Source organism: Lunatimonas lonarensis (genome assembly GCF_000390185.1).
Lineage (GTDB): Bacteria > Bacteroidota > Bacteroidia > Cytophagales > Cyclobacteriaceae > Lunatimonas > Lunatimonas lonarensis.
In genome coordinates, this window is record NZ_AQHR01000029.1 from 55,445 (window position 1) to 79,772 (window position 24,328).

15 protein-coding genes are annotated in these 24,328 nt (G+C 46.6%); 13 read left to right on the forward strand and 2 right to left on the reverse strand.

The window, feature by feature from the left end:
• Positions 1–15 precede the first annotated feature (15 nt).
• Both ADIS_RS04110 and ADIS_RS04115 read right to left on the reverse strand, forming a co-directional pair.
• Entirely contained in the window at positions 16–1,326 is a 1,311-nt protein-coding gene (locus ADIS_RS04110) for a glycosyltransferase family 4 protein (protein ID WP_035804632.1), read from the reverse strand.
• An 82-nt stretch (positions 1,327–1,408) separates the two neighbouring features.
• Entirely contained in the window at positions 1,409–2,866 is a 1,458-nt protein-coding gene (locus ADIS_RS04115) for an NADP-dependent isocitrate dehydrogenase (RefSeq protein ID WP_010853078.1), read from the reverse strand.
• Positions 2,867–3,206: 340 nt separating this feature from the next.
• On the opposite strand from ADIS_RS04115, the gene ADIS_RS04120 reads away from it, so the two are divergent.
• From ADIS_RS04120 to sov, 13 genes are all read left to right on the forward strand, one after another.
• Entirely contained in the window at positions 3,207–3,992 is a 786-nt protein-coding gene (locus ADIS_RS04120; protein ID WP_010853079.1) for an enoyl-CoA hydratase/isomerase family protein, read from the forward strand.
• A gap of 26 nt (positions 3,993–4,018) precedes the next feature.
• On the forward strand, positions 4,019–5,539 hold the full coding sequence (locus tag ADIS_RS04125; protein ID WP_010853080.1) for a lipopolysaccharide biosynthesis protein: 1,521 nt from the start codon (positions 4,019–4,021) through the stop codon (positions 5,537–5,539).
• Positions 5,540–5,541: 2 nt separating this feature from the next.
• Positions 5,542–5,973, forward strand: coding sequence for a dUTP diphosphatase (dut, locus tag ADIS_RS04130; RefSeq protein WP_010853081.1), 432 nt, complete (start codon positions 5,542–5,544; stop codon positions 5,971–5,973).
• A gap of 156 nt (positions 5,974–6,129) precedes the next feature.
• Positions 6,130–7,878: a tetratricopeptide repeat protein gene (locus tag ADIS_RS04135; RefSeq protein WP_155907109.1), complete on the forward strand. Its 1,749-nt coding sequence runs from the start codon at positions 6,130–6,132 to the stop codon at positions 7,876–7,878.
• The gene (locus ADIS_RS04140; RefSeq protein WP_010853083.1) at positions 7,871–8,614 is read left to right on the forward strand and encodes a DUF4292 domain-containing protein; all 744 of its coding nucleotides are present in this window, start codon (positions 7,871–7,873) and stop codon (positions 8,612–8,614) included. Before ADIS_RS04135 ends, ADIS_RS04140 begins: the two co-directional genes overlap by 8 nt.
• A complete protein-coding gene (locus ADIS_RS04145; protein WP_010853084.1) occupies positions 8,583–9,869 on the forward strand; it encodes a murein hydrolase activator EnvC family protein in 1,287 nt (428 codons plus the stop codon). The genes ADIS_RS04140 and ADIS_RS04145 overlap by 32 nt, the downstream gene beginning before the upstream one ends.
• Positions 9,870–9,980: 111 nt before the next feature.
• A complete protein-coding gene (gene tatA / locus ADIS_RS04150) occupies positions 9,981–10,184 on the forward strand; it encodes a twin-arginine translocase TatA/TatE family subunit (protein ID WP_010853085.1) in 204 nt (67 codons plus the stop codon).
• A gap of 11 nt (positions 10,185–10,195) precedes the next feature.
• Positions 10,196–11,623: an Asp-tRNA(Asn)/Glu-tRNA(Gln) amidotransferase subunit GatA gene (gene gatA / locus ADIS_RS04155; protein WP_010853086.1), complete on the forward strand. Its 1,428-nt coding sequence runs from the start codon at positions 10,196–10,198 to the stop codon at positions 11,621–11,623.
• An 11-nt stretch (positions 11,624–11,634) separates the two neighbouring features.
• Positions 11,635–13,044 (forward strand): lytic transglycosylase domain-containing protein, encoded by a 1,410-nt coding sequence (locus ADIS_RS04160; protein WP_010853087.1) that lies wholly within the window; start codon positions 11,635–11,637, stop codon positions 13,042–13,044.
• A gap of 79 nt (positions 13,045–13,123) precedes the next feature.
• Positions 13,124–14,230 carry a DUF4837 family protein gene (locus ADIS_RS04165; RefSeq protein ID WP_010853088.1) on the forward strand — a complete coding sequence of 369 codons (1,107 nt, stop codon included), beginning with the start codon at positions 13,124–13,126 and terminating at the stop codon, positions 14,228–14,230.
• Positions 14,231–14,252: 22 nt separating this feature from the next.
• Positions 14,253–16,523, forward strand: a complete 2,271-nt coding sequence (locus ADIS_RS04170) for an NADP-dependent malic enzyme (RefSeq protein ID WP_010853089.1) — start codon at positions 14,253–14,255, stop codon at positions 16,521–16,523.
• The gene (gene ruvA, locus ADIS_RS04175) at positions 16,520–17,119 is read left to right on the forward strand and encodes a Holliday junction branch migration protein RuvA (protein ID WP_010853090.1); all 600 of its coding nucleotides are present in this window, start codon (positions 16,520–16,522) and stop codon (positions 17,117–17,119) included. The genes ADIS_RS04170 and ruvA overlap by 4 nt, the downstream gene beginning before the upstream one ends.
• A gap of 162 nt (positions 17,120–17,281) precedes the next feature.
• The gene (gene sov, locus ADIS_RS04180; RefSeq protein WP_262493033.1) at positions 17,282–24,295 is read left to right on the forward strand and encodes a T9SS outer membrane translocon Sov/SprA; all 7,014 of its coding nucleotides are present in this window, start codon (positions 17,282–17,284) and stop codon (positions 24,293–24,295) included.
• Positions 24,296–24,328: the final 33 nt, after the last annotated feature.

The window sequence follows — 24,328 nt, forward strand, 5'->3', positions numbered from 1 at the left end:
CGAGTAACGAGTACGTTATTCCTTTCCGTCTTTGGCAAGTTCGATTTCACGTAATATTTCGGCTAATGAACCAGTAAGGTTCCTTCTTGAATAGCGGCCAACGCCTTTCCTTGGGGGATTGGTACGACGGAGCTCAAATGCCAACGAAAGAAACCTTTCTATTTCCCTGGGTTTGGTGTGACTTATGACCCGACCTGCCTCTGCATGATGTATAAGCTTTGCTGCATCCCCTTCGGCGTCACCCAACGCGATGATTCTTCTACCTGTTGCTAGGTATTCAAAGAGTTTTCCAGGGATATTTCCCTTGGCATTTTTGGTGTCTGTTAGAATCAGCAGCAGCAAATGGGCTTTCCCATAATAGGTAAAAACGGCTTCGTGGCTTATATATCCGGGAAATACCGTTCGTTGGGCAAGCCATGGGTCCTTTGCCACAAATTCCTTAACCTGATCACTGACTTTTCCCACAAATGTTAAGCGAACAGCCTCTCCGGATTTTTGAAACACTTCTCTGAAAGCATGCAAAAATGGAAGAGGGTTTCGGATGGCATCGATGACTCCTGTGTAAACTACTTCGAAGATGTCATACGATTCCTGCTTGTAGGAAAAATCTGAAGGGAGATCCGCTTCATCGAAGCCATTGGTGAGCAAATGCACAGGTCGATTGGTCAACTGCTTCATTTCTTCCTGAAAGGTAGGGCTGATGGTCATTAACGCATCTGCCTCGGAAAAAACAGAATCCTCCAACTGTCGGTGCTTGGCTCGTACCCCTGCAGTCATGGGAAGTGTATCCAAGAACTCCCAAGCAGACCATGGATCGCGGAAATCCGCCAACCAAGGCAACCCTGTTGCCCGCTTTAGGTTCCGCCCTATCAGATGCATGCTATGGGGAGGGCCGGTTGTGATGATTGCAGCAAAATTGTTCACTTCGGCTATTTCACGTAAAAACTTAACGGATGGACGCACCCAAAACACCCTCGGATCCGGAATCAGCGTATTTGCCCTTATCCAAATGGCGAGCCTATCCAGCCATGATTTCTTCCTCCTTTCCAAGATAACCGACGGATCTTTAATGCCGTCCTTTTTCAGGTATCTAAAAAGCTGATAGGGCTCCCATATCGGAAATCTCAGTACTTCCAGCTGAGGATCAACTTCACAGAGGAGGGAGGGATCTTTTAATTCAAAATCAGGATTCTCGGGAGTGAAAATCACCGGATCCCAGCCAAACTGCGGCAGGTACTTAGCGAACTTAAGCCAGCGTTGAACACCAGAACCTGAACTCGGAGGCCAATAGTAGGTGATGATCAAAACTCGTTTGGGCGCTCGCATGTGTATCGGAAAATTTTTCGAATGACTGAAAATAAAGCAACCCATCCCCTAAAGTGGAAAAGGGATGGATTGCCAAAAAAGATTATTCTCCTTGCGCTAGGGAGAAACCACGTACACCATCAAAGGTGTAGAGATGTTCTGTTTTGATGAAGTCAAAGCCCAACTCGAGCACTTGTTGTAATACATCGATAGCCTGCCCATGGGTAATGCCCGATTCGTCAGAAGTCAAAAACCGAACCCTCCAGTGGTCGGAACAGAAGGTTTCCTTCATTCCGTCAGGATACACCTTAACACCACGGTTCGTGATCAGCCTCAATTTCAATCCACCCGCATCCACCTGTCGGAGCCGATCCCCTATTACGTTGGGATTCCTTCCATCTTCCTTCCAGTCTATGAATACATCCAATCCGATCAGCTGCTTTTTAGCAGGTTCCCTTTTTTTGAGAACCAGCGTACCGGATCCTTCCTCACCACCTTTGGCAAAGGATGCCGGCTGCATGTGTTCCGGCTGCATTCCTAACCGATCGATGACCGCTTGGGCAAATTCCTGCGTTCCGACCTTCTTTTGGGAAATTCCCTCCTGATAGATATCTGCTGTATGCAGCCCATCCTCCATGGTTTTCATCCATGCATTGCTTATTTTTTCGGCGACCTCAGGCTGCCCGATATGCACCAGCATCATGATGGCACCATTCAGGAGCCCTGAGGGGTTTGCTATGTCCATACCAGCAATGTCGGGCGCAGAACCATGTATAGCCTCAAACATCGCCACATCTTCACCCACATTGGATGATCCGCCCAACCCAACAGAACCGGTCACCTGGGCCGCTACATCAGAAATGATATCGCCATATAGATTGAGCGTGACGATCACGTCAAACATTTCAGGCCGGTCCGCAATCAATGCTGTTCCTATATCAATGATCTTATGGTCAGCCTGAATATCGGGATACTCTTTGGCCACTTCATCGAAAACCTTATGAAACAAACCATCTGCCAGTTTCATGATGTTGTCCTTCGTCATGCATGTCACCTTTTTCCGGTTGTATTTCTTGGCATATTCGAAGGCATACCGAACTATCTTTTCGCTACCAGGTCTCGTTATCAACTTCAGGCACTGATAGACCTCATCCGTTTGCCGGTGTTCTATGCCTGCATAGAGATCTTCCTCATTCTCCCTGATGATCACCAGATCCGTTTTGGGAAAATGGGTACGAATATACGGTGAGTAGGCCTTGCATGGCCGGACATTCGCATAGAGGCCAAGGGTTTTTCGGGTAGTCACATTCAGACTCTTGAAGCCTCCTCCTTGGGGGGTGGTAATGGGTGATTTCAAAAAAACCTTGGTTTCCCTTAATGAATCCCAGGCCCTGGGTTCAATCCCGGAGGTGATTCCCTTAAGGTAAACCTGCTCGCCAATCTCAATCACATCCGTTTCAATCTCCGCGCCTGCCGCTTCTAAAATGGAAAGTGTTGCTTTCATGATTTCCGGGCCAATCCCATCCCCATATGCGACCGTAATTTTTCGTTTTGAAGACATAAATGTTCGTTCTAAGTAGTTGAAAATTTAACGTAGACAAAAATAACAAGTTTCGGTGGACTAAGGTCTAAAAAGTTCACATTTGCGCAATCACGAACCCTAATAAATACGGGATTTACCACTAATTTCACCTTAGATTCAATTCATTATTTTACATTTTCCCATTTTTCAGAATAATAAATAAGCGTTTTGCTTTAAAAAGAGATCCTACCCTTGAATCTCTAATGTCTTTGTGTTCGACCTTTCTACCTGTTCTGGGTATGACTTGTGATTTATGTGTGTTTGTTTTGTGTTTGAAATACGTACTTGTATATTTGAAGATTATCACGGATCGTTTCTTATGGCAGAACCAAAAAATATTCTTTCCGAAATCAGAGATGGAATACTTTATCTAACGATTAATCGAGAATCCAAGCTGAACGCATTGAGTTATAAAATATTGGAGGAACTGAACAATATTTTTAACGAAGTAAACGACAATAAGTCTATCCGAGGCGTCATCATCACAGGAGCTGGAGATAAGGCGTTTGTCGCGGGAGCAGATATAAACGAGATTTCCGAGCTCAATGAAGTAAACGCCCGAAAATTCGCCGAATTCGGCCAAGAGGTTTTTCAGAATATAGAGTCCTGCCACAAGCCGGTAATTGCCGTCGTAAACGGCTATGCCTTGGGAGGAGGCTGTGAACTTGCCATCGCCTGCCATATGCGGATCGCCACTGCAAATGCAAAATTCGGCCAACCCGAGGTTAACTTGGGAATTATCCCCGGATATGGCGGAACGCAACGACTTACCCACCTGATAGGAAGGTCAAAGGCCACCGAGCTCCTCATGACAGCAGATATGATGGACGCTTCTGAAGCTTTGAAACTTGGGCTGTTAAATTACGTGGAGTCCACGAAAGAAAATGCCATCAAAAAGGCGGAATCTATTCTGGAAAAGATCATGAAAAAAGCTCCACTCTCCATCGGGATGATCATCGATTGCGTAAATGCTGTCTATGCCAGTGATGGAAATGGCTACCAAATCGAAGCAAACAGTTTTGCCAGGTGCGTGAAATCAGAAGATTACCGGGAGGGCACCAAAGCATTTCTGGAGAAAAGAGAACCTAATTTTAAGGGGGAGTAGATTGAGCCCCTTTTTTTTATTTTAATATGGGCCAGCTTCAGAAACTTGCGAGCCAATCTGCCATCTATGGCATTAGTAGCATTCTGGGCAAGACGATCAATTTTTTGCTGATCCCACTCTACACAGGTTACCTCCAAATGGAGGACTTGGGATCTTTTACCATGATCTACGCTTTAATAGCCTTCCTGAATGTCCTATTTACCTTCGGTATGGAGACGGCCTATTTTCGCTTTGCCACTGGTAAAGGACTTGCGCCAGACCGCGTCTATCACAATGCCCAAACCTTGGTCGGTCTAGTAGCAATCCTACTTGGATCCCTTCTATACTTTCTTTCGGGCTCGATCGCAGAAGTGCTAAACTATCCCGGAAAATCCCACTTGTTTAAGTGGGTCGCACTGATCCTAGCGATCGACGCGCTGCTCGCCATTCCCTTTGCAAAACTTCGGATGGAAGGAAAGGCCCTCACCTTTGCCTTGATAAAACTCTCCAACATTTTTTTGAACGTAGGGCTGAACCTTCTTTTTATAGTAGTCGCGTACCACATTTACATGGGGGATTGGTTGCCCGGAATGCAGCGTTGGGTAGCAACCATATATAACCCGGAATGGGGAGTGGATTACATCATTTTGGCAAATTTATTAGCCAATGCTGCCCTGATTCCTGTGCTTGCTTATTACGGCGGCCCCATCCGAATGCGGTTGGATAAAACGGTCATTAAACCAATGTGGTCCTACGCCTATCCCCTGCTATTTATGGGTCTCGCAGGCGTGGTCAACGAAGTATTTTCCAGGGGACTATTTGAATACGCCATTCCGGAGGACTACTTTAGCGGACTGACCAAACGGGAGGCGGCAGGTGTATTTGGGGCCAACTTTAAACTGGCGATTTTCATGAACCTAATCATTCAGGCATTCAAATACGCTGCGGAGCCTTTCTTTTTTCAGCAAGCTGAAAACAAGCAAAGCCCGCTTGTCTTCGCTAAGGTAATGCATTGGTTCATACTATTCTGTACCTTCCTAATGGTTGCCGTTTCAGTAAACCTAGATCTCATCGCCCGTTTGTTTTTCCAGTCTCCTGGGTACGAAAGCGGACTCAAAATCGTCCCCATGCTTCTGCTTGGCTACCTCTTTCTTGGCATATACTATAACTTAAGCATATGGTTTAAGCTTACCGACCAAACCTCCTATAGCTTTTACATGACTGCTTTGGGCGCCCTTATCACCATTGGCACCATACTGGTATTGGTACCGCGATGGGGTTTCATGGGCGGAGCGTTCAGCACCTTGGCCAGTTATTTTGCGATGAGTGCAGTATGTTTTTGGTTAGGGCAAAAGTATTTCCCTATCCCCTATCGCGTCAAAGAAGCACTGCTGCTACTCTCCTTATCCATTGCTTTCAGCTATGTAGGGTTTTGGATAGACACCGGCAACCAACTGTTAAATTTTGTTATCCACAACGCTTTCCTGGTTCTTTATGGCTCAATACTTTTTCTTATGGAGAAAAAGGAACTAACTTCGTTGATTAAAAACAATCGCCAAAAACAGTGAGTATGGACGTACGGATCGTCAATCATTCGAAGCACCCCCTCCCCTCTTATCAGACCATCGAATCTGCCGGTATGGACTTACGGGCCAATACCGATGAGGATATTACGTTAAATCCAATGGAAAGAAAGCTGATAGGAACCGGATTGCATATTGAACTGCCCGTTGGTTTTGAGGCGCAGATACGACCCAGAAGTGGACTGGCCTATAAATTCGGAATTACTGTATTGAACAGCCCGGGCACCGTTGACTCCGATTATCGTGGCGAACTGAAGGTTTTGCTCGTCAACCTGTCGGAACAAACCGTTACCCTCAAGGACGGAGAGCGAATCGCCCAACTTGTGGTAGCGAGACACGAGAAAATAACCTGGATGGAAGCGGATTCGCTGACCGATACAGAAAGGGGACAAGGTGGATACGGAAGTACAGGCAGATAGCCCAAATCCAGCGGCGATTTATAAAAACCAAAAAGGAAGTTTATTGTTATAAATGAGTATTTTAACCCCAAATAGCAGCCTTACAAACCAACCCCCTCTCACAAACCAAATGAACCTATCACCGTATAGTGGCAGTAAAGCCATTTGATGAAACCTATGACACTCCGTATCCCTATTTATTTTGCCTGTACCATCACCTGTATCCTTCTCTGCTCCATATTGGTAGTGGATTCCAGTGCCCAGGAACGGATGTCAAAAAAACAGCGAAAAAAACAGGAGAAAGAAATTTTGGCGTCAAGGCTTTTTGTTGAAGGACAGAAGTACATGATGCTCGAGGATTTCGATCGGGCTTTTTTTTATTTCGATAAATCGAGGTTTTATAATCCGAGCGAGGCTGCCGTTTACTTTAAGATGGCAGAAATACTTACACGGGCCAATCAGTTGGACAAAGCACTCGAACTCGCCCGACAGGCAGTGGAGTTAGATGGTGACAACAAGTATTACAAGTTGATGATTGCTGAAATATACAGCAAACAAAAGAAGCCAAAAGAAGCAGCCGATGTATTGAAGTCATTGATGGATGACAAAACAGAAAATCAACAACAATACATCCTGGAACTTGCTTCTTTGTATCTAGCCTCCCAGGATTTCGAAAAAGCTTTGGCAGCACTGGAAGAAGCGGAAGAATACTATGGGATCGTAGAACAGCTCACTGCGCAGAAGCAACGGATCTTCCTCAGACAAAATGATCTGGAAAGTGCCGTCATGGAAGGGCAAAAACTCATAGATGCCCATCCTGGAAACGCCACCTACGTGTTGGCACTTGTGGAGATTCTCTTCAATAACAACCGGGTGGACCAAGCTATGGAGGTAGTGAAAAAGTCGCTCGCTACCTATCCGGATCAGCCGGAGCTGTTTATGGCCATGTTTACCCTACATAAGGAAAAGAAGCAGCCTGCTCTGGCCAATGATTATGTAAAAAGGGCGTTTGCCCACCCCGATCTGGAAGTGGAGATGAAGGTGAGGGTATTTGCCGAAATCCTTCAGGAACTCAAAACAGAAACCAGAAACAACTTGCTGGATGAGTTGGCAGGTTCACTGAAAAAGCACCACCCAAAGGATCCGACAGTCCTTGGCATATTGGGAGATTTTGAACAATCAAAGGGGAACAAAGCTGAAGCCCTGGTTTTTTACCGAGCCTCCATTGCCGAATCAACTGAAAATGAAGGTATTATTCAAGCTGCGATCAGTCTCATGTTTGAGCAGCAGATCGATTTTTCGGAAATCGAAGCACTCACAGAAATAGCCGTTGAAGGGTTCCCTGAGCGACCGGAGTTTTGGTTTTTTGATGGAACCGCCAAACTGGCCCAGAAAAAGTACGCTGCGTCCCGGGAATCCCTCGAAAAAGCCCTTGAAATAAACCAGGACAAAAATCGCCAACTGGAAATGATGGTCCTAGGCCAGCTAGGTGATACCTATCATTCATTGGGAGAAAAGGAGCTCGCTTTCAGTACTTATGAAAAAGTTTTGGAAATAAATCCAAACAATGAACATATATTAAACAATTATGCCTACTTTCTGTCTTTGGAAAGAAAAGACTTAGACAAGGCAAAAAAAATGTCTGAAAAATTGGTTACCCGGTTTCCAAAAAACGCCACCTATCTAGACACCCATGCTTGGGTTCTGTTTCAGCTGGGACTGTACGAAGATGCAAAGAAGTACATGGAAAAGGCACTGGAATATCAGCTAGAGCCCAGCGGGGTAATGTATGAACATTTTGGAGATATTTTGTATAAGTTGGGCGATGAAAAGCAGGCGTTAGCCTATTGGAAAAAAGCAGAAGGACTGGATGAGACTTCGAAATTTTTGTCTGAAAAAATCAAGCATAAACGATACTATGAATAGGCTGTTATTTCTACTTGCTTTCAGTACCTGTCTACTGATGGCCGGCTGCGCCAAAAAACCCCTCCTATATACCTCGGATACAGTAATGGATGAGTTTGAGCCCACTTACCTGGACTTTGAATTCCTCTCTGCTAGAGGAAAAGTAATGATCGAGGATCAATCGGGCAGGGTTACCAAGGGTACCCTGAACATTCGCGCGCAGAAAGACTCCGTGGTATGGTTCAGCCTCTCCCCTGGATTGGGTATTGAAGCTGCTAGAGGGATCATGACGACAGACTACATAAAAATCCGCGATAGAATCAATGGCAATACGATCGATATGGACTATGCCACCTTTGAAACGCGCTATGGAGTCGCACTTACCTTATCCCTCATACAAAATCTACTGTTTGCCAATATTCCGCATGAATATACGTTTAGGGATAGGATGGTACGCGTTGGTCAGGTATTTGAGCTGACGCAGGAAAGGGACAATCTGGTTTACCGATCTACCATCAGCGCAAAACACGGGAAAGTAACGGATCTCCAAAGTGGAACCAAACGAAAGGATGGGGGTAGTCTTTCAGCCAACTATTTGGATTTCAAAGATGTGGATTCACAGCCCTTTCCCTACAAGGCAATTGTAAACATGGTATTGAGCCTACCGGACAAACCCAGATCCAAGATGTCCATGAACGCTGAAATCGTAAAAGTAGACTTGACGAATGCGCCTTTATCCTTCCCGTATAATTATTGACGAGGCCCTATTTTTCTTCCGTCGGACTTTCTTGGGGATACTTTTGCTCGGGCTTTTGATCGTAAAAGCCCCCGCGCAGTCCCAACTCAAGCGATCCAGGGCCCAGCTGGAAAAAGAAAAAGCCGAAATACAAAAAAAATTACGGGAGTTTGACACAATTCTGCGACAGACCACAGCCCAAAAAACAAGCTCCCTGGGTGAACTCAAAGCCGTGAATCAAAAACTCGATGTACGGATAAAGTTCATCAGTACGCTGAATAGGGAAGTGCTGTTGATCAACCGGGAGATCGGAGAAACAGAGAAATCCATCAAGTCGCTCGAAACTGACCTTGAAAATCTGAAGCGGGAATATGCTACGATGATCTATACCTCCTACAAACTGAATCAAGGGGTAAATGTTCTGGTATTTGTATTCAGTTCGTCTACCTTTAAGCAGTTTTACCTGCGGATGAGGTATCTAAAGCAATATGCCGATGAACGGAAAAAGCAGGTTGCGCAAATGGAGAAAGTCAGTAGAGACCTAAATGGCGCAAGGGCACTCCTAGAGGAAAAAAGGGTGGAAAAAGAGCGTGTCCTGGCCCAAGAACGGACTGAAAAGGAGCAACTTGATAAACTTAAATCCGAGCAACAGGGAGTAGTAAACAACCTCACCAAAAAAGAACAGGAACTTCGAAAAGAAATAGCCGCTGCAAAAAAACAACAGGAAAACCTGAATCGATTGATCAAAAGTGTGATCGAAGAGGAAATCCGGCTCGCGGAAGCGGAGTCAAAAAGAAGCGGCACCAGGACAACCACTACTTCGGCGAGCAAAATCCCGCTTACCCCGGAAGGTGCTGCGATTTCGACCTCCTTCGCCGGTAATCGTGGTAAGATAATCTGGCCTGTGGAGAGTGGCTTTATTTCCAAGAAGTATGGCACCTATCCGCATCCCACGCTAAAAGGAATCATGGAAACCAACGATGGCGTGGATATCCAAACCAATCGTGATGAACCGGTAAGGTCGGTGTTTGATGGCGTCGTAACCAAAATCACAACAGTACCGGGCATGGGTGGAACCGTAATTATCCGGCATGGAGATTTTTATACCATGTATAGCCGATTAAAGACCGTTTCTGTAAAATCCGGTGAGCAAGTGAAAACAAAAACCATAATTGGTACCGTAAATACTGATAAAAACGGGGTGTCCGAACTACATTTCCAGACATGGAAGGGCCTCGAAGTATTAGATCCAAGCATTTGGCTCTCTAAAAAATAATTCGTATATTCCATTCATAATCAAAAAAAACAAGAAGAAGGAAGCATTCCTTTGTGTTAGCAAATCTCAGTGATATATTTGTAATCAATTCAAAACCAAAATCAGGAACACATGAATACATTGGCATTTATCCAAAATATAGGGGGAGGTTCGTTGGTGATCATCGTTTTAGTCATCATCCTACTCTTCGGCGCCAAAAGAATACCGGAACTTGCGAGAGGCCTGGGAAGGGGAATCAGAGAGTTCAAGGATGCCACCAAGGAGATTCAGGAAGATCTTGAAGAAGGTCTGAAGGATAAGAAAACCAAAGACTAAAGAAAAGTAAGTTGGAAAAATTCCGTTCATTTGACGAAATAACGCGATCGCTGGAAAGAAAGGAAACAGACTGCAAAGAGATCGTAAATTATTACCTCAAAAACATTCAGACGAAGGCGCACCTAAACGCCTTCGTTGAAGTTTATAGGGAATCTGCCTTAGCCCAAGCCGAAAAAGTAGACCAAAAAATCATCGAAGGAAAGGCCGGCAGACTAGCGGGAATGGTAGTTGGTATCAAAGATGTCCTCTGCTACCAAGACCATGAATCAAACGCTTCCAGCAAAATCCTTAAAGGATACAAAAGCCAGTACACTGCCTCTGCCGTACAAAGACTGATCGATGAAGATGCCATCATCATTGGCCGTCTAAACTGCGACGAGTTTGGTATGGGTTCCTCCAACGAAAACTCAGTACACGGACGTACGCTGAATGCCATCGACGAATCACGTGTACCGGGAGGCTCCTCTGGGGGATCAGCGGTAGCGGTACAAGCAAACCTATGTACCGTATCGTTGGGAACTGATACAGGCGGGTCGGTAAGACAGCCTGCCGCTTTCACAGGGGTAGTAGGCATTAAGCCGACTTACTCTAGGGTTTCCCGCTTTGGTCTGATCGCGTACGCCTCGTCCTTCGACACCATAGGTGTTTTTTCATCCAATATTCGAGACAATGCGCTTGTACTTGAAGTAATGGCAGGCTCGGATGAGTTTGACAGTACCGCGTCACGGAAGCCAGTACCCCATTACAGCGAATTGCTGCATTTCGACAAGCAGGCAAAGGTCGCGTACCTCAAAGAGACTATATATACGGATGCACTCCAAGGAGAAATCCAATCCGCAACACTGGATACCCTAGAAAAACTGCGAAAGGAGGGCCACCAAGTAGATGAGGTCAACTTCCCGCTTCTTGAGTACGTTCTCCCCACCTACTATATTCTGACCACGGCAGAAGCAAGCTCGAACCTTTCCCGCTTTGACGGAGTAAAGTATGGATACCGCTCTCCGAATGCACACAATTTGGAAAGCATGTATAAAATGACCCGGTCGGAAGGCTTCGGAGACGAGGTTAAACGCAGAATCATGCTTGGAACCTTTGTGTTGAGTGCCAGCTACTACGACGCCTACTTCACCAAAGCCCAACGTGTAAGAAGACTTATCAAGGAGTTTACAGAAAACCTTCTGGATAAATATGACTACATTATCATGCCCACCACACCCAGCACAGCGTTCCGATTTGGAGAGCATTCGAATGACCCGGTGGCCATGTATTTGGAAGACCTCTATACAGTCCAAGCATCAGTTTCCGGGGTTCCCGCAATATCCATCCCAAATGGAACAGATCAACAAGGACTTCCCATCGGACTTCAGATAATGGCCAATTCCTTCAAGGAAGCAGATTTATACGCTTTTGCAAATTACCTATCAACTATGAACCCGTAAAATAACCCAAGATGGATACCAAAGCGATGTTCTCACTGTTTCTTTTGTGTTTGCTGCTGATCCATCAGACGGTAAATGAGCTATATGCCCAACAGTCCATTTCCCCATCAGGAAATGGATTGTCCTCAATGGCCACCGTAGAACCTCAATACCATTTTGATTACATTCCGGACTATACCTATGCCGACGTAGAGAAACGGGTTGAGGCCATGAAGACGGATATGCCGTTCCAATTAAACGAAACGATATTTTCATTTATTAACTACTTTACGGTAAGAAACAGAGCCTATACACGCATGGTGCTCGAACGAAAACACCATTATTTTCCATTGTTTGAGGAGGTTCTACGCGAAAATGACATGCCCGAGGACGTAAAGTTCCTGGCAGTTATCGAATCCGGCCTGAATCCAAAGGCCCGTTCCCGCGTAGGCGCCATGGGGCTATGGCAATTTATGCCCGGTACCGGGCGTGAATATCAACTCTACGCAAACCAGTATATTGACGATAGACTGGATCCTGAAAAATCAACAGAAGCCGCCATTAGGTTCCTGAAAAGTCTTCATAAGCGCTATGGCGATTGGGAGTTGGCCATGGCTGCCTATAATTGCGGTCCCGGAAATGTGAACAAAGCCATCAAACGATCAGGAGGAAAACGTAAATTTTGGGAAATATACAATTACCTTCCCCGGGAAACAAGAAGCTATATCCCGCAATTTCAAGCCATTATGTACGTGATGCGCCATGCAGAACTACATAACCTATTTTTGGAAGACCCTGTATTTCCGGTAGACTACCAGTTGATTTCCTGGGAGGGACACTTGGATTTAATGGAACTGTCCAAACACTCCGACATCTGCATGGAAGATCTCGAGTTTTTGAACCCCGCCTTGGTTTCGACACGCATTCCTAAAATGAACCGGGAACTCTCCATCAAGGTGCCCAGCACCAAAGCGGCGTTCCTGGCCGAAAACCAACGGTGGATCCAAGATTCCTTGGCAATTCAGGCTGATCGGTTCGTCGCCGAAATGCCCAAACCCACTCCATTTATTTCGTCCTCTGGGCATACAGTCACCTACCGAGTGCAGTCTGGCGACGTACTTGGCGGAATCGCCCAGCGATACAATGTATCGGTGGCCAATCTTAAAGCCTGGAACGGAATCAATGGAAACCTGATACGGGTAGGCCAAGTCCTGCACATTCACCAGCCCACCAGTACCCTAGATAAACCTACCCTGGCATCCAACTCCTCACCGCTTCAGGTAAACAATGAAAATGGATCCAAAGTGTATACGGTGCAACCTGGGGATTCACTTTGGCTCATTTCCTCTAGGTTGGAAGGGGTAACCATTGAGCAGCTTAAAAAGCTAAATAACCTCAACACCAATCAAATTAAACCGGGACAAAAGCTCATAATTGGTTAGTTTTAAAACTAATTTTTTAATTTTATTTTTTTATGGTAGTGAATTTTTATACCTTGGAGCTAGGAAAAAAACCATCGTTATGAACTACTCAAAATGCTTTGCCCTTATTCCCTGTATCCTTTTCGCAATCGTTGGACTGGTAGCCTGTGACAACGGAGGAGCTGGGGGGGCTGAAAAATCATCCCTGCCAAAGGCCCGTGGCGCATTTGGGGAAATCATCTTGGTGATTGATTCGACCAAATTTGCCGGCCCGGTAGGTGAAATCCTAACCGAAATATTTGAAGAGGATATCAAGGGAATAATTCGCGAAGAATCCCTCTTCAACCTAAAAAGCGTAGATCCCCGCAGTTTGACCAGGATTCTCAAAATGGCAACCAATATGGTTTATGTAACCACTTTTGACGATCCTAAACCAGGTAGTCGGGTAATAAACAATCAGTTTACCGAGGAATCAAAAGTAATGGCAAAGGAAGACCCAAACCTGTTCATGCTACGTGAAAAAGACGAATTTGCCATTGGCCAGGATGTCATTTACCTTTTTGGAAATAACGAAGAGCAGCTTATTCAGAACCTGCGCCAAAACAAAAGTAAACTTCAAAACCTCTTTCTTTCCAAGGAGCGGGAACGGTTGGGCAAGGCCCTATTCAATCGAAAGAACAGCCTCGCAACCGTCTTGGGCCGCGATAAATTCGGTGTTGAGCTCAGTTTGCCCGCCTCCTATCAGCTTGCCAAGGAAGAAGACCAGTTTCTGTGGTTTCGTCAGCCTACCCCGAGAACCGACAAACCGGATATCAGTCTGCTTTTCTACATGACAGACTATACAGATGAGAGTGAGGTCTTTCCTGAAAACATCATCGCACTCAGAAACAGTATCTTAAAACCAAGGGTCTTTGCAGACCCATCCAATAAAGATTCGTTTCTGGTCACCGAAACCCTGGAACCTCCGGTTTTCTCAAACACTACGATAGACGGACAGTATGCGGTGGAAATGCGTGGTGCCTGGAAGAGCAACAACCTATCCATGGGAGGATCCTTTCTCTCCTATACGGTAGTGGATGCCGAACGCGGCAAGATTTTCTACATAGAAGGCTTTGTCTACTACCCCAGTGAAGCCCATCGTGCACCGCTGCGGGAAATCGAAACAATTTTGGTAGCCACCGGAATGAAAGCAGCCGAATCCAATTAAACATCTCCCTAACCAACAGTTAATGGCCATTAAGATCAGAAAAGAGGACGCTCTTAACTACCACAGTACCGGCAAACCCGGCAAGGTGGAGGTAGTCCCAACCAAACCACTTTCCAGCCAACTTGATTTGGCACTGGCATATTCTCCGGGGGTGGCCCAACCCTGTAAGGAAATCCAGCACGACAAAGAAAAAGCCTATAAATATACCGCAAAGGGCAACCTTGTGGCTGTAATATCGAACGGCACTGCGGTCTTGGGGTTAGGGGATATTGGGCCGGATGCTTCCAAACCTGTCATGGAGGGGAAGGGGGTTCTATTCAAAAAATTTGCAGGCATTGATGTCTTCGATTTGGAAATCGATGAAAAGGATCCGGAACGGCTTATTCAGATTATAAAGGCATTGGAGCCTACTTTTGGTGGCATAAACCTAGAGGACATCAAGGCTCCCGAGTGCTTTATCGTGGAGCAACGCCTAAAGGAAGCCATGAACATACCCGTCATGCATGACGACCAACACGGTACTGCCATTATTTCAGGGGCGGCTTTGCTGAATGCCTTGGGTTTGATCGGCAAAGATATCTCAGAGGTTCGTCTGGTAGTAAGTGGTGCCGGTGCGGCTGCCATGTCCTGTACGCTTTTTTATCATGGCCTAGGCGTCAAGCGCGAAAACATCGTCATGTGCGACATTGATGGCGTGATTCGAAAAGACAGACCCGGACTAAGCCAACTCCATAGCGAGTTCGCAACCGACAAAGATTTTTATCGAATCCAAGATGCCTTGAAAGACGCCGATGTATTTTTGGGCCTTTCCGCCGGAAACATTATTACCCCGGATGATTTGCGTCTGATGGCTCCCAACCCGATCGTGTTTGCGCTGGCAAACCCCGATCCGGAAATCACCTATGATCTCGCCATGGGCTCACGCAGTGACTTGATCATGGCTACAGGCAGATCCGATTTCCCTAACCAGGTAAACAACGTGATCGGATTTCCCTATATTTTCAGAGGAGCTTTGGATGTACGTGCCACCACCATAAACGAGGAAATGAAGCTGGCCGCGGCAAGAGCGATTGCCTCTCTCGCTAAAGAGCCCGTGCCGGACATTGTCAACAAAGCCTATGGAGAAACCAAACTTGCGTTTGGAAAAACATACCTGATTCCTAAACCACTGGATCCCCGACTGATTACCACAATCGCTCCCGCTGTTGCAAAGGCTGCATTGAGTTCGGGGGTGGCAAGGGTAAACATCGAAGACTGGGAAGCCTACGAACTTGAACTTCAAGAAAGGATCGGCATCGACCAACGGCTGATGTCCAGGGTGATCGCGCGAGCCAAAAAGGATCCCAAACGGGTAGTATTTGCCGAAGCCGACAACCGAAAGATCCTTAAATCCGCCCAGCTGATCAAGGATGAAAAGATAGCAATCCCCATCTTACTGGGAAACAAGGCCAAAATCCAGAACCTAATTGCCGAAAACTCACTGGATCTACCGGATGTCACCATCCTTGATCCATTTGAGGAAAATGACCTAATCGAAAAATACGCCAAAGTACTGTACGCCAAACGAAAGCGAAAAGGGCTGACTCCGTACGAATCACAAAAATTAATGCGGGACAGAAATTACTTTGGTGCTATGATGGTGGAAATGGGTGATGCGGACGCCCTTATTTCCGGCCTTACAAAAGACTACCCACGTACCATCGTTCCATCCCTGCAGATCATCGGGGTAAAAAAAGGGGTAGACCGGGTGGCGGGCATGTATATTATGAACTCAGGTAAGGGGCCTTTCTTCTTTGCAGATACCACCGTAAACGTAAACCCTACTGCGGAGCAGATGGTTGAGATCATCGGCCTTACCGCCAATGGGGTTCGGTTTTTTGATATTGACCCGAAAATTGCCGTACTTTCCTACTCCAATTTTGGGTCGGCGAAAGGAGAGATCCCAGCCAAGACCGCATTGGCCACACAGCTGGCCAAAGCACGGTATCCCGATCTGGTAATTGAAGGAGAAATGCAGGCAAATGTGGCACTGGATGAGGAAATCCAGAAAGAAAACTATCCTTTCAGTTCCCTGATAAATCATAAGACGAACACGCTGATTTTTCCCGATCTAACATCTGGAAACATCGCCTACAAGCTTCTGGCAGAGATTGGAAATGCGGAGGCGATCGGGCCGATTCTGCTGGGAATGAACAAATCCGTTCACGTACTACAATTGGGAAGCTCGATTCGGGAAATAGTAAACATGGTAGCTATTGCCGTAGTAGACGCCCAAACCATTTCACAATCATGATTGCCTACCTAAGAGGAAAATTGGCCTACAAAGACCCTACGTACGTCATCGTGGACATACAGGGTATAGGGTATATGGTGAAGATTTCCCTCGCCACCTACTCGGCCATAAAAGACGAGGAACTGGTCATGCTCCATACCTTTTTGCATGTAAAAGAAGATGCCCATACCCTATACGGATTTCATTTGGAGTCCGAAAAAAAGCTTTTTTTAGAGCTTATTTCCATCTCCGGAGTAGGCCCCAATACAGCTGTGATGATCCTGTCTTCGTTGGATGCAAAAGAATTGGAGCAAGCAATTCTACAGGGTGATCACCTTACTATTCAGCGGGTAAAGGGCATAGGGGCAAAAACTGCCCAACGCATTGTGCTGGAATTGAAAGACAAATTGAAAAAGGATGGGCTAGTCGAGCCTGGCCTTCCCGCACAGGGATTCATGCAGCAAAGTACTAAACTGAAAACCGAAGCGTTACAAGCATTGATGAAGCTAGGTTTTCCCAGGGCCATTGCCGAAAAAAATATTGCGACCGTGTTGAAAAAAAATGGCCCCGAAATTTCCTTAGAAGATTTAATTAAAGCATCTTTAAAGTCTTCCTAATTCTCCCAAGTGTTGACCTTTACATGCGAAAATATTTTTTTGGAATATCAACCGAATTTCCCCACGACAAAAAAGTTTTTTCTGTGGGTAGTTATTTTTTTGTCATTAGGCGGGAATAGCTCATTTGCCTTTCAAGCCAGGCCAACCGCGCCTTCAGACAGCTTGCCAACAAGAATAGACTCATTGGAAAAGAGACGGTCTTTGCCTTCTTTTTTGCTTTGGGATAATTTGAACACTGCCCCACTCTTTCCCAATCAGAATCCGTATCGGTATGGGCAGTCACCATTTGTACTCCCTTCTCCTATGCAGCGGATGTACGAAGTGGAGATAGACTCCGCGTTGAGGTACACGATCTACGAGGGGCTGGACTCCACGACGGTGGATCCAAATTCCTCGTTGGATTTTGGTTCCTTTTCACGCATGGAAGAACTCAGGATGAGGCAGGAATATTGGCGCAACCGTTCCAGGGGAATGGACGGAGAAAGCGCAGTGGGAGGAAGAGGGCTGATCCCACCCATTACCATGAGCCCAACCTTTGACCGCATATTTGGGGGAAACGAAATCAATATCGTACCCACAGGCAATGTAAACCTGGATTTTGGCGGGATTTTTCGCCGAATCGACAACCCGTCTATTCCCATCCGTCAGCAACGAAACGGCGGGTTTAACTTCAATCAGCAGATCCAAACCAGCGTAAACGGAATGCTCGGGCAAAAAGTCCGGGTGGGAGCGAACTTCGACAGCAATAACTCCTTTGATTTTGAAAACCAGCTGAAAGTTGAATACGCGGGTTTTGAGGAGGACATACTCAAGAGTATCGAAATTGGAAATGTAAGCATGCCAGTCCAAAACAGTCTGATCCAGGGCGCCACCAACCTCTTTGGAGTGAAGACTAACATGCAATTTGGAAAACTTTTTATGACGACGGTTGCTTCCACCCAACGTGGCCGGCGGGACGAAATCATTATCGAAGGGGGCAATCAAGGTCGTCCGTTTGAAATTAGGGCCTCCAATTACGATGAAAACCGACATTTTTTCCTTAGCCATTTCTTCCGAGACAACTATGAAAACTGGCTTCGCGGATTACCTCAGGTTCTTTCCGGCCTGCAGGTGACGCGCGTGGAGGTATATATCATGAACCGGGCAAACAACACGGAAACGCTTCGAAACTTTGCCGCATTTATGGACTTGGGGGAAGGGCAACGTATACACCGACCGGATAACCCTGCGATCGGCGCCGGGAACCCGCAATCCCCTGCGGCCAACAATGCCAATAACCTCTTTGCTTCTTTGAGGGGAAACCCTTCCTTTCGGTCTTTTGAAACGGCATCCACTGCCATAACCAACGACCTGGGATTGGAGCGTGGGATAGACTTCGAACAGGTAAATGGAGCCCGGAGACTCCTCCCCAACGAATATACCTTTCACAGGGAGTTGGGTTATTTCTCTTTGTTGCGAAAACTACAGAACGATGAGGTCGTGGCGGTATCGTTTGAATACACCTACAACGGGCAATCCTACCGGGTAGGCGAACTTTCCGAGGATTATCAAAACAGGCCGGAAAACCAGGTTATCTTCCTCAAGCTTTTGCGGCCCGCCCGAATCAATACGCAGGTTCCGACCTGGGACCTGATGATGAAAAACATCTACAACCTGAACGCCAATCAAATCAAACGGGATAATTTCCAATTGCAGATTATCTACCGTGACGACCGGACCGGGTTGGACAATCCCAGCCTTCTCGAAGGACAAAATGTGCGGGATGTCCCCTTGATTCGATTGATGGGTCTGGACCGGCTAAACCCACAAAACGACCCCGTTCCAGATGGCAACTTCGATTTTGTACCAGGAATAACCATGCGACCCGAGCAAGGCCTCGTAATTTTCCCTTCCTTGGAGCCCTTCGGCGCGACATTAAGACGCCATTTTCTACCATCAGAGGCCAATCTGGTACATCGATATGTATACGATACGCTATATAGAACCACCTTAGCCGATGCCGAACTTGTCACCCGTCTGAATAAGTTTTTTCTTAGGGGCAGCTTCACCTCTGGCTCTGCCTCAGAGATCATGCTTCCCGGGCTTAACATCTCAGAAGGGTCTGTGTTGGTAACAGCCGGAAACATCCCCTTGACCGAAGGGGTAGATTATACGGTTGACTACAACGTTGGTCGGGTTGTAATTATCAATGAAGGCATATTGCAATCCGGAAAGCGCATCAGTATCAGTTTCGAAAAAGCCGATCTAGTTTCGTTTCAAACCAGAAGTATGTTGGGCTCACGATTCGATTATCTTTTTAGCGAAAATTTCAATGTGGGCGGCACCTTTCTCTACCTGAACGAACGCCCAAATATATCCAGGATCGCAACCGGAAACGAAACATTGCGGAACAGCCTATGGGGATTGGATATGAATTACAGTGATGAATCCCTTTTCTTGACCAAACTGGCAGATGCACTTCCCTTTACGGAGACCAAAGAAAAGTCATTGGTAACGTTTAACGGAGAGTTTGCGCATTTGATCCCTGGCACTTCCAATAAAGTCGATGGCGAGGGTGCCTCCTACATCGATGACTTTGAGACAGCCATCATCCCTTTCAACCTAGGGTCTTCACCCCAAAACTGGAGATTGGCAGCAACGCCTGCTACCGCCGACAACCGGTTTGACATGTCCATGCAAACCGAAGATCGGCTCGGCGATGCCTACCGGAGAGCGAAGCTTTCCTGGTATGTATTGGACAATGTTTTCTTTAGAGCTTCCGGCAGAAGTGCTCCGGCAAACATAACTTCGGAAGATCGCCGAAATCACTACGTAAGGGGCGTGTTTCCCCAAGAGGTTTTTAGGGGAAGGTACCGGGATATGCTGGTAACCCCGGAACCTTTGTTTGACTTGGCTTATTTCCCCCACGAGCGGGGCATGTACAACTACAACCCTAACCTAACCAATGCCGGACTGTTGCCAAATCCACGTCAAAATTATGGCGGAATAACAAGGGCGATCACATCGGAAGTGGACTTTGACCGTACGAACATAGAATACATCGAGTTTTGGCTCATGGATCCCTTTTTGAGAGGCGAGTACGGCAGGGTACTGGATGGAATCTTCAACGAAAACAATACCACGGGAGGTAAACTGTTTTTCAATCTGGGTGAAATCTCAGAAGACGTTATGAAAGACGGCCGCCACGCATTTGAAAACGGTCTTCCGGTCGACGGTGCATTGGATAGGGTCACCGAGAATGAATGGGGAAGGGTGACCAATCAGCAGTTTCTTACTCCGGCTTTTGACAATTCTCCGCAGGCCAGGCAAAACCAAGACGTGGGATTGGATGGCCTGGGCAGCGAAGCTGAACGGGCTTTTTTTGCCGACCGCTTTATAAACAGGCTAAACGTAAACCCCCAAGCACTACAGGAAATAATCGCTGACCCTTCAGCCGATGATTTCCGCTATTATTTGGATCCGGAATACGACCAAAACAACATCAAAATTCTGGAACGATATAAAAAATTCAACGGGCTAGAAGGAAACACGCCCATAACCTCCAATACCAACCTACCCTTTACCCCATCTGGATCCAACATTCCGGACAATGAAGACCTCAATAACGACAATACAATCAACGAACTCGAAAGCTACTACGAGTACGAAGTTGACCTTCGACCGGCCAACCTACGGGTGGGACAAGGGTACGTCGTTGATAAGATCACCCATATAGACGACCATACGGGAGATGAAGTAAACTGGTATCTCTTTCGAATCCCGGTAAGACAGCCAAACCGGACTTTCGGGAATATTAGTGGTTTTAAATCGATCCGCTTCATGCGTACTTACCTCACTGATTTCCAGCAACCAGTGGTCCTCCGGATGGCCAATTTCCGTTTGGTGGGAAGTCAATGGCGGATTTTCCAAGAATCGCTTTTCGAGCGGGGATTCTCTGAAATACCAGAACCGGATAATTCCAACTTCACAGTAGGAGTAGTAAATATTGAAGAGAACGGCCAAGGCAGTGAAACCCAGAGTCCTTATGTGTTGCCTCCTGGCATTTTCAGAGATAGAGACAACACCTCTACGGTAGAGCGCCAACTCAACGAACAGTCTCTCAGACTTTGTGTTGAAAACCTTCAAAGCAGGGATTCCCGGGCGGTGTTCAAAAATGTCAGCCAGGATTTGGTGCAATACGGCCGACTGAAGATGTTTCTCCATGCAAGCAGTCAAAACGCCCAAAATGGCGAACTTACGGCATTTCTACGGTTGGGCACAGATTACACAGACAACTACTACGAAATAGAAGTCCCCCTAATGCTCACGCCTCCATCGACCCGAAACCCAAGGGACATATGGCCGCTGGAAAACGAAATCGATATTGCTCTGGACGAAATTGTTGGCGTAAAAGCTGAACGGGACAATAACCAACGCCCCCAAAACCTGGCGTTTACCATGCAGGTGAGGCAGTACCGTGTCACGGTAGTGGGCCGCCCGGAATTAAGCTTCATCCAAGGGATGATGATCGGTATCCGAAATCCCGCAAGTTCGGGCAGTGCCAGCAAATCGATTTGCATTTGGGCAAACGAACTGCGAGTGACCGACTTCAATAAGTCCTCTGGTTGGGCAGCCAATGCCCGCCTAAATATGCAGATTGCCGACGTAGCGGTGGTTTCTTCCTCCATCCGACACAATACTTTTGGATTTGGAGGACTGGAAACCAGACTATCTGAAAGAGCCAGGGAATCCACCACCCAATACGATGTATCTGCCAATGTGAACGTTGATAAGCTGTTACCAAAGGCGTTAGGCTTAAGTATTCCTATGTATGTCGCCATGGAGAATTCCAGCACGAGGCCTGAATTTGACCCACTAAATCCAGACGTTCCCTTTGAAGTAGCCCTTCAGAAGTTCAATACCGGTGCGGAAAGGGACACCTACCGGGAAAAGGTGATGGATCTGTCAAAAAGAAGAAACTTCAGCGTCACAAACGTACGGAAAGTGAGAAACCCGGAAAAAGAAACCAACCGGGTGTATGATCTCGAGAATTTTGCCTTTTCCTACGCCTATGGGCTGGTGAAGCAAAGTAATATTCAACTGGCCGATTACACATTCGAAAGCTATCGAGGAAGTGCTGCCTATAATTTTCAGCCAAACCCACTGGAGGTAGAACCCTTTAAGAATCTTGATTTTCTGGATGGAGCCTATTTGCAATTAATCAAAGATCTTAACTTTAATTTCTCCCCTTCGTTGGTTTCTGCTCGAATTGATATGGACCGACGGTTTATGCGTACCCAAAACCGCAACGATCGACTGACCACAGATGGTGTGGAAACCCTGTTTCAAAAAAGTTTCTTCATCAATCGCTTTTACAGCTTGAACTGGGACCTGACCAAAAACCTGTCCGTTGACTTTAATTCCTCCGTAAACGCCATCGTCGATGAACCCGAGGGAGATTTGGACACCGAAGCAAAGCTGGATTCGTTACGAGCTAACCTGCGCCGATTAGGCCGTACGGTAAATTACACCCATCAAGGGGTCGTCAACTATTCTCTCCCATTGGACAAAATACCGCTAACCAACTGGATAAAAGCCGATGTCCGCTATGAAGCGAGCTATGGGTGGGTAACAGGAGCCCTAGGCCAACGCGATACATTGGGAAACGTCATTCAAAACACGAGGGACCGGTCGGTTAACGGAAAGCTTGATTTTATTTCACTGTACAATAAAAACAAAAAGCTCAACTCCCTGAATGCACCCAGACGTCCAACGATTCCGGGACGACCCGGTTCGGCCAATGCGGAAAACACGCCGCCATCTACCGAGGGCTTCGGAAACGGACTTCTTAAATTCATGATGATGGTAAAAGAGGTCAACTTCAACTACAGGATAACTGAGGGCACCTTCCTTCCCGGCTACATGGAAAATACGGGACTTTTGGGCATGGACAGGAGTTTTATGAACCCTGGACTGCCGTTCATTTTTGGCAGCCAAAATGACCAAATTCGTTTTGATCTGGCAAACCGAGGTGTGTTGGCCGCCAGCACGTTGCTCACACAGGGATTTCGGCAAAACCAAACCGAAAACCTACAGGTCAGCTCGTTGGTAGAGCCCCTAAAAGACTTTCGGGTTACCTTGAATGTAACAAAAAGGCAAACGGGAGACTACAGTGAGATCTTCCGCAGACAAAGTCCGTTTTCGGAAGAATTTGTGTCGATCAACCCCAACCGCATGGGGGCTTACAGCATCAGTTTTAGTATGATAAGAACGGCAATGGCCGGAAACGATGGACAGAACAATTCGCCCCTCTTCCAGAACTTCGAAGCCTTCAGAAGTACCATTCAACGTAGGCTGGAAACTGAAAACCCGGGAGGAGCCTACAATATCAACGGACAGGATGTATTGATCCCAGCTTTCATAGCCGCTTATACCGGTCAGACACCAGAGTCCGTGTCGCTAAATCCCTTTCCGGGTATTCCTCTACCAAACTGGCGCCTAGATTACCGCGGCCTTTCCAAAATACCGGCCCTGTCCGAATACTTCTCTTCGATCAACCTAACCCATAACTACGCATCCGCCTATGAGGTGAGCAACTTCTCAAATTCGCTTCTTTACCAAGACGGATTGGAGCTGTTCAATCGTCTCCAAAATATCCCAAATGCGTCGCTCTTGGATGAATTTGGTGCCTACATCCCCATATTTATTCTTAACCAGGTTGTCATGTGGGAGCGGTTTGCCCCATTGGTCGGGGTGGACTTACTGACAAAGGACCGAATGAATATCAGCTTTGAATACAACACGGAGCGGAATCTAGGGTTAAATTTCTCAAATGCACAGGTGACCGAGCAAAAAAGCCAGGACTTCCGATTTGATTTGGGCTATACAAAAGCGGGGGTGAAAGTTCCCTTCAAAATCCAAGGCCGGCAGGAAGTGCTTAGCAATGACCTTACCTTTCGCTTGTCCACCCGAGTGGTAGATACCCAAACGGTGCAGCGTAAAATCGAAGAGATCAGTACCCTTACCAATGGAAACCTAAACATACAGCTTAGGCCAAGTGTGGGGTACGTCGTCAACCAAAAGTTGAACCTACAGTTCTATTTTGACCGGACGATCAACGATCCGAAGGTTTCGACAGCCTTTCGACGAAGTTCTACCGCCTTTGGTGGACAACTTACATTTAATTTAAGCCAATAATTTTTACCTGAACGTAAACCTTGTATTTTTGGG

What these genes read in the sequence shown, in the direction of transcription:
- ADIS_RS04110 (WP_035804632.1), bottom strand. Translation starts at nt 1,326, where the DNA reads ATGCGAGCGCCCAAACGAGTTTTGATCATCACCTACTATTGGCCTCCG.
- ADIS_RS04115 (WP_010853078.1), bottom strand. Translation starts at nt 2,866, where the DNA reads ATGTCTTCAAAACGAAAAATTACGGTCGCATATGGGGATGGGATTGGC.
- ADIS_RS04120 (WP_010853079.1), top strand. Translation starts at nt 3,207, where the DNA reads ATGGCAGAACCAAAAAATATTCTTTCCGAAATCAGAGATGGAATACTT.
- ADIS_RS04125 (WP_010853080.1), top strand. Translation starts at nt 4,019, where the DNA reads ATGGGCCAGCTTCAGAAACTTGCGAGCCAATCTGCCATCTATGGCATT.
- dut (WP_010853081.1), top strand. Translation starts at nt 5,542, where the DNA reads ATGGACGTACGGATCGTCAATCATTCGAAGCACCCCCTCCCCTCTTAT.
- ADIS_RS04135 (WP_155907109.1), top strand. Translation starts at nt 6,130, where the DNA reads ATGACACTCCGTATCCCTATTTATTTTGCCTGTACCATCACCTGTATC.
- ADIS_RS04140 (WP_010853083.1), top strand. Translation starts at nt 7,871, where the DNA reads ATGAATAGGCTGTTATTTCTACTTGCTTTCAGTACCTGTCTACTGATG.
- ADIS_RS04145 (WP_010853084.1), top strand. Translation starts at nt 8,583, where the DNA reads ATGCGCCTTTATCCTTCCCGTATAATTATTGACGAGGCCCTATTTTTC.
- tatA (WP_010853085.1), top strand. Translation starts at nt 9,981, where the DNA reads ATGAATACATTGGCATTTATCCAAAATATAGGGGGAGGTTCGTTGGTG.
- ADIS_RS04160 (WP_010853087.1), top strand. Translation starts at nt 11,635, where the DNA reads ATGGATACCAAAGCGATGTTCTCACTGTTTCTTTTGTGTTTGCTGCTG.
- ADIS_RS04165 (WP_010853088.1), top strand. Translation starts at nt 13,124, where the DNA reads ATGAACTACTCAAAATGCTTTGCCCTTATTCCCTGTATCCTTTTCGCA.
- ADIS_RS04170 (WP_010853089.1), top strand. Translation starts at nt 14,253, where the DNA reads ATGGCCATTAAGATCAGAAAAGAGGACGCTCTTAACTACCACAGTACC.
- ruvA (WP_010853090.1), top strand. Translation starts at nt 16,520, where the DNA reads ATGATTGCCTACCTAAGAGGAAAATTGGCCTACAAAGACCCTACGTAC.